The organism is Streptomyces sp. LUP30 (assembly GCF_001746365.1).
GTDB lineage: Bacteria > Actinomycetota > Actinomycetes > Streptomycetales > Streptomycetaceae > Streptomyces.
In genome coordinates, this window is sequence record NZ_MJAJ01000074.1 from 23,827 (window position 1) to 36,091 (window position 12,265).

The 12,265-nt window shown below is 73.4% G+C and carries 7 protein-coding genes; 1 reads left to right on the plus strand and 6 read right to left on the minus strand.

Features of this window, described 5'->3' with window-relative positions; translation table 11 throughout:
- The first annotated feature begins 305 nt into the window (after positions 1-305).
- Complete coding sequence (locus BG482_RS37140; RefSeq protein ID WP_079142611.1) at positions 306-995, plus strand: Crp/Fnr family transcriptional regulator; 690 nt, start codon at positions 306-308, stop codon at positions 993-995.
- Here the strand turns inward: BG482_RS37140 and BG482_RS37145 are convergent.
- The 6 genes from BG482_RS37145 to BG482_RS37170 form a co-directional block, all read right to left on the minus strand.
- Positions 959-2,266, minus strand: a complete 1,308-nt coding sequence (locus BG482_RS37145; protein ID WP_069773618.1) for a MalY/PatB family protein — start codon at positions 2,264-2,266, stop codon at positions 959-961. The genes BG482_RS37140 and BG482_RS37145 overlap by 37 nt on opposite strands.
- 79 nt (positions 2,267-2,345) lie before the next feature.
- Entirely contained in the window at positions 2,346-3,587 is a 1,242-nt protein-coding gene (locus tag BG482_RS37150) for a cytochrome P450 (RefSeq protein WP_069773619.1), read from the minus strand.
- 117 nt (positions 3,588-3,704) lie between these two features.
- A complete protein-coding gene (locus BG482_RS37155) occupies positions 3,705-5,006 on the minus strand; it encodes a beta-ketoacyl synthase N-terminal-like domain-containing protein (protein WP_218108809.1) in 1,302 nt (433 codons plus the stop codon).
- Positions 5,003-5,278 (minus strand): phosphopantetheine-binding protein, encoded by a 276-nt coding sequence (locus tag BG482_RS37160; protein WP_079142613.1) that lies wholly within the window; start codon positions 5,276-5,278, stop codon positions 5,003-5,005. Before BG482_RS37160 ends, BG482_RS37155 begins: the two co-directional genes overlap by 4 nt.
- A 19-nt stretch (positions 5,279-5,297) precedes the next feature.
- On the minus strand, positions 5,298-6,545 hold the full coding sequence (locus tag BG482_RS37165) for a hydroxymethylglutaryl-CoA synthase family protein (RefSeq protein WP_069773620.1): 1,248 nt from the start codon (positions 6,543-6,545) through the stop codon (positions 5,298-5,300).
- Positions 6,542-12,157 (minus strand): alpha/beta fold hydrolase, encoded by a 5,616-nt coding sequence (locus BG482_RS37170; RefSeq protein ID WP_069773621.1) that lies wholly within the window; start codon positions 12,155-12,157, stop codon positions 6,542-6,544. Before BG482_RS37170 ends, BG482_RS37165 begins: the two co-directional genes overlap by 4 nt.
- Positions 12,158-12,265 lie beyond the last annotated feature (108 nt).

Here is a 12,265-nt window from a genome sequence, read left to right on the forward strand (position 1 = left end):
CACAAAGCGACATCAACGCGGTCGACCGCACCCCTGCATCCCCCCTGCGTCCCCGCGTTTACCAGTCACTTCAGCAGCCGGTCCACCCCTTGCGCCCCACCGGACACAAATCGGAATTAATTATTCCACGGAATTTGCCGCACTGCGCCGCGACGTCCCATCAGGTTACGGTCAATTGCAGCCAACCTGGACCCTAGCCCTACCCCTGTCTGGGTCCGATGTCTTAGATTCGGCGCAGGAATTCGATCACGACTAACGGTTTTCACCAGGAGCTTTGCCGACCGAAGTCGATCACCGGGAGCAGAATGGAATCCTTCTGTAACGCCGAGCGCACCCTGGCCGAAGCACTTCAGGAAGCGGCTGGGAGAGGAGCCCTCAGAGGGACGCGGATAAAGGTCGGCCGCCGAGAACACGTCTATAATCTGGGACAGCCCGACGCACACGTCTATCTCGTCGAGAGCGGCCAGATCAAAACACTGACGCACACCCGTGACGGCAAGCAGTGCCTCCTGTCCATACACGGACCCGGTGACGTGTTCGGGGAGTCCAGCGCACTGGCCGCCAACCGCACCGAGACCGCACAGGCCATGCAGGTCACGGTGTTGATCCAGGTCCGCGTCGCACAGATCGTGAACGACTGCGGCCCGCCCCTGCGCGAGGCCCTGATCCACCATATGGCGAACCGCCTGCTGGAGCAGCAGCAAGTAATTGCCAATCTGGTGACGATGGACAGCGAACACCGACTTGCGGCACTTCTGGTGAACCTCGGGAAAAAATTCGGGAACCGCAGGGCCCAGACCGCCCTCATTCGCGACCGGATAACGCAGGAGGAGCTTGCGGAAATGGTCGGGACGACGCGTTCCCGCGTCGGGTACTTCCTCAAGAGGTTTTCCGTGGCCGGCGTGGTGCATCGCACCGAGGACGCGCATCTGTGCATTCACATAGCCGAGCTGACGGATTATCTGGAGAATTCCTCGTTGTCCGCCGGTCTATAAGACCCGCACACCGGCGCGGGATATCCCGGAACACTTCGCGGTGGCGCCCCACCGGCGCCACCTGAATCGGGGGCCTCCTCCCGCACCGCCTTCTCCATGCGGCGCACCATTTCCTCCAGCAACCGCTGGGACGTACCGAAGTTGAGCCTGATGAAGCCCTCGCTCCCGTACTCCCGGCCGTCACTGAGGGCGACCTTCCCCCGGGCGAGGAAGAACCCCGCGAGATCGCCGCTGCCCAGCCGGTCCGCCAGCCGCCGGCCGTCGAGCCAGGCCAGATAGCTCGCCTCGGGCGGCACCAGCACCAGGTCGGGACCGAAGGACTCGAACAGTTCGACGAGCATCCGCCGGCTGCCGTGCAGATAGTGACGTACCGTGCGCAGCCACGGATCGCCCCGGGTGAAGGCGGCCTCACTCGCGCTCACGCCCAGGATGCCGACGCCGTCCCGTTCCCTGGGCCGCATCTCCATGAGCCGCTCGTGGTCCCGGGGCCGGCCCGCCACCGCCATCGCGCACTTCAGGCCGGACAGGTTCCAGCCCTTGCTCGCCGAGGCGGCCGTGACCGTCGCCACCCGGGCCGCCTCGGGCAGCGAGCCCAGCGGCACGTGCCGGCGCCCCGGATGGGTGAGGGGGGCGTGCACCTCGTCGGAGATCACCGCGACGCCGAACTCGGCCGCCAGTGCCAGCACTTCGCGGAGCTCCTCGACGGTCAGGACGCGCCCCGTGGGATTGTGCGGATTGCACAGGAAGTACGCGGCGGCCCCGGACCGGAAGGCGCGGGCCAGCCCCTCCAGGTCGAGCCGCCAGCGGCCGCCCCGCAGCCGCATCGGCTGGGCGACCACCTGACGGCCGGCCGCGGAGATGGCCTCGAAGTAGGGCGGATAGGCCGGCACGTCGACCACGACGCCGTCGCCCGGCTCGGTGAACCGCTCCAGCGCCACCTCCATCACCCGCATGGTGTCCGGGAACAGCACCACCCTGCGCGGCTCCACCCGCCAGCCGTACTGCGCCCGCGCCCAGGCCGCGAACGCCCGCTGCACGGAGGCGTCGGTGGTGTAGGCGTAGGCGTAGCCGAGGTCGCCGCCCTCGACCAGGTGCGCGCGGACGGCGTCGATCACCGGTTCGGCGACGGGGAAGTCCATCTCGGCGATGAACGCCGGGAGGATGTCGGGCGGGTAGCGCCGCCACTTCTCGCTGCGCCGCGTGGACAGCGAGGCCGCACGCAGCCCGTCGAACCGGTGGACCAGCTCCTGCTGTGCCTGTACCTCCGACAACGACTCCTCCTGCGTCGGTTGGACGGGGCCGCGGATGCGCCCGGGCCGTCCGGCGCCGCGGGCGACGGACGACGCGGGTTCACCAGGTGACGCGCAGCTCCCTGACTCCGTGGATGCCGAACAGGTGATGCCAGAACGGCACGTCGGCGGCGGGGACGGCGAGCCGCAGTGCGGGCAGCCGGGTGAACAGCCGCTCCAGGACGACCTGCAGCTCGACCCGGGCGAGGGACTGGCCGGGGCACTGGTGGGGACCGTGGCCGAAGGCCAGGTGACCGCGGGCGGTGCGGGTGACGTCGAAGCGGTCGGGGCCGGGGAAGACGTCGGCGTCCCGGTTGGCGGACGCCAGCTGACACACCACGCCCTCCCCCGCGCGCACGGTCTCGTCACCGATGGCGACGTCCTCGGTCGCGATCCGGTTCATGCCGATCTGCATGGCCGTCTGATGCCTCAGCAGTTCGTCCACCGCGCCCGGGACCAGTGCCGGGTCGGCGCGCAGGGCGGCCAGCTGCTCCGGGTTCTCCAGCAGCAGCATGGTGCCGGTGCCGATCATGGTCGCCGTGGTGTGGTGGCCGGCCGCGAGCAGCAGCCAGGCGATGACGGCGACCTCCGCGCGGTCCAGCAGTCCGGGAGCCACCTGCTCGACCAGCAGCCGGCTGATGAGGTCGTCGCCGGGCTGCTTCTCCTTGGCCGCCACCACCCCTTCGAGGTGATGGAGGATGTCGTCCTTGGCCCGCTGCGTCTCCTCCGGACCGCTGCGGCCGTTGATGAGGACCCGGGTACGGGACTCGAACAGCGGGCTGTCCTCGGGCGGCACCCCGAGCAGCTCGCACACGACGGTGGACGGCACGGGGTAGGCGAGCGCCTCCATCAGGTCCAGTGGGCCGCCCGTCTCCTCCATCAGGTCCAGGCGCGCATCGACGATCTGCTCGATCCGGGACCGCAGTTCCTCGGCCCTCCGGCCGGTGAAGTCCCGGGCCAGCATGCGGCGGTAGCGCAGGTGCTCGGCGCCGTCGAGCCGGGGGAAGGTGCCCTGGAGGACCTGGGGCACCGGCCGGGGGAACATCCGGGGGAAGTCGGGGCGGGAGCTGTCGGCGCTGAAGCGCGGGTCGTCCAGCACGGCCCGTACGTCCCGGTGCCGGGTAACCAGGCGCGCCCGCTGACCGCTGGGCAGGGTGACCCGGGCGAACGGGTCCTCGGCCTGGAACCGGCGGTAGGCGGGAGGCGGGTCGAAGGGGCAGCCCGGCGCCTTTTCCTGCGGGAACACGGGGGGTTCGGCCCCGGGGTCCCGCGCCGGTCCGGTGGTGTCGGTCGTGTCCGTCATAGGAAGCCCTTCCTCGTCGCCCCGCGCGTCCGCACCCGGCACGGAGCCCGACGCTATGTCCCGGCGACGCCCCGGTTCTGTTCACTACTGAGCATCGGCGGACTCCAACGGCCCGGTTCAGGCCTGCGGGTGGGACAGGACGACCGCCGAGTTGATGCCGCCGAACCCGAATCCGTTCGACAGCACGAACCCGCCGCGCGCCCGCCGCGGTTCGCCGCCGGTGAAGCGCAGGCCGGCGTCGACGGGCCGGCGCAGCCCCGGATCGGGGTGCACGAAGCCGGCCCGCAGTTGGAGTACGGCGGCCACGGCCTCGACGACGCCGGCCGCGCTGAGGCAGTGGCCGGTGAGGGACTTGGTCGCGTTGACCCAGGGGCCGTCGTCGCCCGTTCCGAAGACCTTGCGCAGGGCGTCGGCCTCGGTCCGGTCCCCCAGGGGCGATCCGGTGCCGTGCGCGCTGACCCAGCCGACGTCGGCCGCGCTCACACCCGCCTGCGCCAGCGCGCCCTCCATGGCCCGGACCTCGCCGTCCACCGACGGGTCGGCCAGGTGGTTGCCGTCCAGGACGACGGCGGCGCCCGCGAGCCCGGCCAGCGCCTGCGCGCCGCGCAGGCGCGCGGACGCGGCGGTCTCCAGGACCACGCAGGCCGCCGCCTGCCCGGGATGGAAGCCGCGGTGCCCGGTGTCGAACGGCGCCGGCGGACGGGCGGGTGCGCCGTGCGCCGGCGCCATCGCACCGAGGGTGAGGTAGCCGCGGGTCTGCAACTGTGACAGCCGGGTCATGGCGCCCACGACGAGACACACGTCGGCCGCCCCGGCGGCGAGCATCCGGGCGCCGTGCACGAGGGCGAGGTTGCCGCTCGCCGAGGCCCCGCCGACCGTGCAGCCCTCCCCGCGCACGCCCAGGACGCGGCTGAGCGTGGCCACATGGTCGGTGTCCTGGTGGTGCAGGGCGTAACGAGCGGGCAGATAGACCGGGTTGCGTTCGGCGCGGGTCCGGCCGTCCTCGGTGACCCGCTCCGTGAGGTTGTTTCCGGCCACCACGACGCCGATGCGCTCGGGCGGCGGCGCCGTGCGGTCGAGCCCGGCCTCCAGCCACGCCTGAAGCGCGGCGACGACGGCCGCGCACACCGGCGCAGGCGCCCGCAGCGCGGTCCGCCGCGCCGCGGTCCGCAGGTCCTGCGGCAGACCGGGCAGGGCGTCCAGCGCCCGTCCGGGGACGTCGTCCGCCGCCAGCTCGGCCGTGAACGCGGGCCAGGACACGCCGGGTCGGTCCGCGTCGGCGGGGGGCTCCGGCGCGGTGAGGGCGCAGCGTCCCGAGCGCAGCGCGACGGTCAGGTCCTCGGGGTCGGCCGCGACGGCGCCGAGCACGCCGAGCCCGGTCACCACCACCGCGCGGCCGTCCGCGGCGGGTCCGCTCACAGCTGCTTGCGCATGATCGCGGCCAGGGTGCCGAGGTCCATCCCCTGGTGGAACTCGTGCACGGGCACCGCGATGTCCAGCTCCTCCATGGTCAGGGTGACGATCTCCGCCCGGTCGATGCTGTTGCAGCCCAGGTCGGAGAGGGTCCGGTCGGGCGTGAACAGGGCCGCTTCCACCTCCGGCACGATCTCCAGGGTGGTGCGGCGCAACACCGCCAGGACCCGTTCCTCGGCATGGTCCGTCGCGGGGACGCTCTCGGCCGATCCGTTCACTGGGGGTACCTCCGGTTCGTCAGATCCATGCGTACTGGCGGTGGTGATCGCGCACGCCGGTCAGCGCGAGCAGTTCGGGACGGTCCACGGCCCGGCTCAGCAGGGCGTCGTAGCGGACGGGGTCGACGTCGCGGTGCGATGCGGGTCGCAGGCATGCGGCGTTCTCCGCGAGCAGCGCCGTGTACTCCGCGAAGTCGAGGTCGGCGCGGGCCCGCAACCGGGCCCCGATCCGCGCCTCGGCGACGGCGGCGGCCGACTCCGGCCCGACGACGCCGCTGAAGAACTCCGAGGAGCAACCGGAACCGTAGGAGAACAGGCCCACGCGGGCGGGCCCGTCGAGCTCGGCGTGGTCCAACGCGCTGGCCAGCGCCAGGTAGAGCGAGCCGGAGAACAGGTTGCCGGTCTGGCCGGGGTGGACCAGCGACGGGGCGACCCGGCGTTCGAAGTCCTCGGCCACGGCGTCGGCGGGGCTGCGGTACAGCTCGCGCATGAGCCTGCGGTGTGCGGCCCTGACCATGCCGGAGAACGGGGTGTGCAGGGCGAGCAGATCGAAGGTCGTCGCGAAGTCGGCCCCCTCCACCCGGGAGCGGTAGTCGGCGAAGCTGCGCGAGAAGCACTCCAGATAGGCCATGAGCGATCGGTCGGCGTCCGCGATGTCGAGGTCGGGGCGGGGCCGGGCGGAGTCCAGGGTCTCGAAGCTGTGCACGCCGAACGCCCCCAGGTCGGCGGTGAGGACACGGGGACGGTCGCCGACGAGCAGGGCCACGGCTCCCGTTCCGGTGACCGGCTCGGCGTACTGGGCGCGCTCGTCGGCCAGGGACATGTCGGTCGAGACGATGAGGACCTTCGCACCGGGCGAGAGCCCGGCGGCCAGGTAGGCGACGGCGAGCTGCAGCGCGGCGGTGGCCGCGTAGCAGGCCTGTTTCATCTCCACGAGCCGGCAGGTCGGCGGCAGGCCGAGGTGTTCGTGCACATAGGAGGCGATGGACTTGCTGTAGTCGATGCCGGACTCGCTGCTGGTGACGAGGAGTTCGATCCGGTCGCGGTCGGCGGGGGCCAGCCGGTCCAGCAGCGGGCGGGCGGCGTTGACGGCGTGCGTGACGGGGTCCTCGAAGGGCAGGGCCACCGAACGCCGGTCGGAGGCGACGTTGTCGAAGCGGCGGGCGTCGAGGTTTCGTCCGTCGAACACCGCGCGGGCACTGACGGCGGCGCTGCCCGCGTACACGTCCAGGGCTTCGATCCCGTACCCGGCGGGCGTGGCGCTCATCGGGCCTCCCCGGTGGCGCCGAGGTCCGCGAGGAAGGCCGCCAGGGCCGCGGTCACCCCGTCGGGGTCGGTGACGGTCGGGAAGTGCCCGGCCAGCGGCAGTTCGTGGTAGCGGGCGTCGGGGATGGCGCCGTGCATCAGGTGCGAGGTCTTGCGCGGTACGACGGCGTCGACGCCGCCGGCCACGACGAGGGTGGGCACGGCGATGTCGCCGAGCCGTCCCAGCAGGTCGGGTTGCTGGGCGAAGACGTCCAGGTAGCGCAGCCCGATGTGCGGGGCCATGCTCTCGCAGCGCAGCAGCCGTGCCGTGTACAGGCTCCGGTGCCGCGCCACGTCCTGGGCGCCGGCCGCGACGATCCGGTCCAGGTCCTCGGCGACCAGGTCCTCCAGGCGGTTCACCTCGCCCACCCGGTTGGCGTACTTGTACGAGCTGCACACCAGGGCCAGCGACGCGGCCCGGTCGGGGTGGGCGAGGACGAAGCTCTGCGCGAGAAGGCCGCCGAAGGAGGTGCCCATCACGTGCACGGGGCCGGTCACCCCCAGCCGGTCCAGGACGTCGCGGTACAGGTCGGCGATGCCGGGCAGCGAGATGTCGTCCGCGCCGGTGGTGGCGCCGACGCCGGGGTGGTGGACGACCAGTACCCGGTAGCGGTCGGACAGGCCCGCGACCTGGTCGGCGAAGACGCCGCCGCCGACGTTGAAGGGCGGCAGCATGAGCAGGACCGGGCCGCTGCCGCAGTCGAACACCTCCACCGCGCCGCCCGCCATGGGCAGCAGGTGCCGCCGCGTCCCGGGGGCCCGCTCCCGCAGCAGGTCGTAGTTCTCCGACACCGGGACGGCGGGCGCGGGCTCCTCCTCGAAGGCCTGGCGGATGTCGGCGGGCAGCGCGTCCGCCGGGTGGTAGGAGCGCAGTGCGGCGGGGCCGGGGGCGCCGGGCACCTGCGTGAGGTCCGCCACCGACGCCGGATCGGCGACGAGCACCGCGAGCCGGTCGGCGGCCCGCTCCAGCGTCCCGCGGTCCATGCCCAGCGGTACGGCGAGCCGGATCAGGCGCCGCTCGGGCGGCGCGGAACCGTCGGTGAGACGTGCGGCCGGGCCGAGATGGGGGCCGCCGCGTACGCCGGTGGCCGCGTAGATCGCGGCCAGGTAGGAGGCGACGGGGTGGCGGAGTGTGACGCCGTCGGCGGCCTTGTCGACGTCGAGCAGCACGCAGTGCGCCGAAGGGCCGGGCACCAGAGGCACCCCGCCCAGCTCCAGGCGCTGCCGGAACGCGGCCACGTTGGCCACCCGCTCGGCCACCAGCCCCCTCGTGTGCTCCTGGTCCAGCAGGGCGGCGGACAGCAGTCGGCGTGCGGTCAGCCCCGGTTCCCGGCCGCGTTCCAGCATCCGCTCCGTGAGCCGCTCGGCCAGCCGCTCGTCGCCGGTGGCGATCAGGCCGCCCCCGTCGACCCCGAAGTCCTTGGACAGGCTGAACGTCACCGCCTGGGCGAGGCCCAGCATCTCTGCGGCCACCTCCCAGGGGTCGCGGCCCGGCCGGCCCGGTTCCGCGCCGGCCACCAGCACCGCGTTGTCGAGCAGCCTGGTGGCGTCCAGCACCAGCGGCACGTCCCGGGCCCTCGTCCGCTCCGCGACGCCGCGCAGGTTCTCCAGGGACGACGGCGCGCCGCCGTGGGCGTTGGCGGCGGGTTCCACGAGGACGAAGGAGACGTCCCCCGCGTGCCGATCCAACGCGTCCTCCAGCGCCGCCAGATCGAGGTCCGCCGCGAAAGGGCCCTCGCCGGCCACGGGCAGCGCGGCCGAGGGATCGAAGCCGTGCTCCACCAGAGCGGCCAGCCAGGTCGGGAAGGCGGATCCGTGCAGGACCCGGCCGCGGGGCCCCGGCCAGGCCCGGCACAGCCGGTCCTCCGCCGTGCGGCCCGACGCCGCGAAGAACCGGTGGGCGAACGGCAGCCAGGACACGGCCGGCGGCTCCTCCCCCGTGACCCCGGCCGCGTCCGCCAGCTCTGCCAGGGCTTGCCTGCGCTCCCGTTGCCACGGGTCGGCACGGTCCGCCCAGGAGTCGGTCACGAGGTCCAGCTCGACGGCCACGTGCGGCAGCCGGACGGGATTGTGGCCGTGCGCGGCCAGTTGGGCCGCACGCGGGGCGCGGTCGGGCGCGGGCTCCTCGGGCGCGGGCGCGGCAGCCGTCGCGGGCGTCGCGGGGTCCTCCGGCGCGGGGACGACGGCGGTCGCGGGCGTCGCGGGGTCGGCGATCATCAGGATCACGTCGCTGACCTCGCTGGCGGCCTCGCCCTCGGGCTGCACCAGGTACAGGGTCTGGTTCTCGGGCCGGAACTTGTTCTTGAACTGGTAGTTGCCCCCGCCGAAGACACCGGCGTCACGGAGTTCGGCCAGGGCGCGTACGGCGGTCTCGGACGCGTTCGGCGACGTGCCCATCTCGCCGCCGAAACTGGCCCCGAAGCTGAAGACCTCGCAGCCCTCCTCACGCAGTCGCTCCAGGATCCGCACGAGCGCGAACTCCAGTCCGCCGAGCGGCATGCGGTCCGGGTAGAACTCGACGTCGAGGAGGTAGCCGTTCTCGGACGGGATCCGGGTGATCACGACAGCGTTCACCGTGACGCCGTCCACGGTGGTCAGGAAGAGCCGGTGGCGCTCGTCGAGTCGACCGGCCGCCAGCTCCTCTCGCACCCGCCGGACGTACGGGTTGACCATCTGCTTGGTCGCCGCCCAGCCGTCCACCAGGGTGGCCAGCTCCGCGTCCACGCCCGGGTCGTCGCCGCTCCGGTACTCGGCCGTACGGCAGGTCCCGGCCTTCTCGAACCGTTTGACCATGTAGCGCAGCCGGCTCATCCGCCCGCCGGACAGCGTGAAGGCTCCCACGTCCTCGATGCGCTGGAGCGCGCCGAAGGGCGTCGCGGTGACCCGGGCGCCGCCCACCTCCTCCAGCCGGACCAGGGACAGGAGGTTGGGTCGCAGTCCGGCGCGCCGGGCCTGGTCGAAGTACTCGGCGGCCAGCTCGGCGAAGTGGTCCTCGGGACCGGTGTAGTTCCACACGAGCATGGCGCGGTCCCGCTTCGACAGGGCGAAGAAGCCGCGGCGTTCGGCGCCGAGGAAGAGGTACGGGGCGATGTCACGGCCGCCGAGCCCGCTCTCCTTGCCGTGCTTGCGCTCCAACTCGGCTATGACCGGGCCCAGTTCGGGGTCGGCGGCGGCCTCGGCACGGACGAGCGTGCCGGCCCGGCCGACGGGGCCGGGGGCGGGGTCGGGTGCGGAGGCGGGTGCGGGGGTGCGTTCCCGCGCCGGGGCCCGTACCCGCGCGACGGCCGCCTCGCCGTGCGTCTGACAGAGGGCGTCGGTGAGTCGGTCCAGGGTGGGCCGCTCGAACAGCAGGGCCTTGGGCAGGGCGCCGAGGCCGGTCTCCAGGGCGCTGACGCCGCGGAGCATGTCGAAGGAGGTGAAGCCGTTGTCCTCGAAGGTGACCGCCGGGTCGAAGGGACGGCCGAGGACCTCTTCCAGAAGGCGCCGCAGCGCGTCTCGGGCGTCCTCGCGGGCATCCGGCGCCTCGCTGTTCGCCGCCTCGCCGTTCGGTGCGGGCTCGCTCGGTGCGGGCTCGCTCGGTGGCGGCTCGTGCCGTGTCCGCTCGTGCCTCGTCCGCTCGTTCGCGGGGGTCGACGGCGGGATCTCGCGTGGCGCAGGCCGGGGCGCGCCGGCCCCGGCGGCTCCCAGCACATGGGCCGCGAGTGCGGTGACGGAGTCGTGCTCGTAGAGGTCGGCGCCCTGAAGGTCGAGGCCGTGCAGGTCGTTCAGGGCACGGGCCACGTCCATGCGGAAGATGGAGTCCAGGCCCAGGTCCGCGAAGGGCGTGTCGTCCGCGAGGTCGGCGGCGGGCAGGCCGAGGACATCGGCGACGAGGCCTCGTACGGTGGCGCGGATCTCCGTCGCGGAGGGCCCGGAGTCGCCGCGCGAGTGCGCTGCCGGAGGTGCGGTGGCCTCGTCCGCCACGGGCCGGCCGGGACCTGGTGGGATCGGCCGGGTGGAAGGGGTCCCGCTCGCGGTGGGGGTCTCGCTCGGGGTGGCCGGCTCGGCCGGTGTCGTCGTGCCGAGGGGCTGCAGCCGCACCCGGGGGCGAGGTGGCGAGACCGGGACCGTCTCCGTATCCGCGTCCGTCTCCGGCTGAGCGGTCGTGGCTGGCTGCTGGTAGGGATGCGACACGGGGGACTCCGTCTTCGCTGGCCGGGGTGCGGTCGGGGCGGTGAACCAGTGGCGGCGCGGCCGGAACTCGGTCCGCGGCAGCTCGTGGGCGCGCGCGGCGGCCCGGGGTGCGCCGTCGGGCGCTGTCCAGGCCTCCAGGACGACATGGGCGTTGGTGCCGCCGAACCCGAACGAGCTGACCCCGGCCCGCCAGGAGGGCCGCCCGTGTTCGTCCTTGGCCCCGTCCCACGGGGTGGACGTGGTGCCGATGCGGAAGGGGGTGCCGTCCAGCCGGAGGTAGGGGTTCGCCTCCCGCAGGTGCAGATGTGCGGGCAGCGTGCGGTGCCGCATGGCCAGCAGCACCTTGAGCAGTCCGGCGATCCCGGCAGCCGCCTCCAGGTGGCCGATGTTGGTCTTCACCGAGCCGAGGGTGATGTGCGGCTCGGCCGGTACGGGCTCGCCCGTGTCGCCGTACAGGCGGGCGAAGGCGTCCTTGAGGCCCTCGGCCTCGATCGGGTCGCCGAGCCGGGTGCCGGTGCCATGGGTCTCGATGTAGGTGACGGTGGCCGGGGAGACGCCGGCGACCCGGTGGGCGCGGACCACGACGTCGGCCTGGGCGCGCGGGTTGGGCGCGGTCAGGGAGGGCGAGCGGCCGCAGTGGTTGACGGCGCTCCCCCGGACGACGGCGAGGATTCGGTCGCCGTCCGCCTCGGCCCGCTCCAGCGGCTTCAGCAGGACCGCGCCGACCCCCTCCCCGCGGACGTATCCGTCGGCGTCCCTGTCGAAGGTGCGGCAGCGTCCGGTGGGGCTGAGCATGCCGGAGCGGTCGAACACCTGGAACAGCCCCGGGCTCAGCGCCAGGCTGACGCCGCCCGCGATCGCCGCGTCGCACTCGCCGTCGGCCAGGGCTCCGACCGCACGGTGCAGGGCCACCAGGGAACTGGAACAGGCCGTGTCGACGGTCTCGCTGGGGCCGCGCAGGTCGAGCAGGTGGGAGACGCGGTTGGCGACGAGGGAGCGGGCGACTCCGGTCGCCATGTGGGCCTCGGACTCCACGCCGGACCGGGTGATCAGCTCGCCGTAGTCCGAGGTGGCCATGCCCACGAACACGCCGGTCGAGGTGCCCGCGCGCTCCTGCGGCCGGTATCCGGCGTCCTCGAAGGCGCGCCAGACCGTCTCCAGGAACAGCCGGTGCTGGGGGTCCATCAGCCGGGCCTCGGCCGGGGAGATCCGGAAGAAGGCGGCGTCGAAGTCGGCCACGTCCGCGAGGAATCCGCCGCGCAGACCCGCCGTGGCGGGGTCCGCCAGCAGGTCGGCGCGGTCCGGGGGCACCGGACCGACCAGGTCGTCACCGGCGCTCAGGCGTCGCCAGAAGGCGTCCAGGTCCGGCGACCCGGGCAGCCGCCCCGCCATGCCGATCACGGCCACGTCCCGGCGACGGCGTGCGGGGGCGGAGGGCGGCGACGACGCGGCGGGCGCCGGGGCGAAGGCGTTCCCCTCGCCCCGGGGCGCGACGGGCGCGGGCGCCGG

Excerpts from the sequence above, each read along its gene's own strand:
- BG482_RS37140 (WP_079142611.1), top strand. The coding sequence starts at position 306 with ATGGAATCCTTCTGTAACGCCGAGCGCACCCTGGCCGAAGCACTTCAG.
- BG482_RS37150 (WP_069773619.1), bottom strand. The coding sequence starts at position 3,587 with ATGACGGACACGACCGACACCACCGGACCGGCGCGGGACCCCGGGGCC.
- BG482_RS37165 (WP_069773620.1), bottom strand. The coding sequence starts at position 6,545 with ATGAGCGCCACGCCCGCCGGGTACGGGATCGAAGCCCTGGACGTGTAC.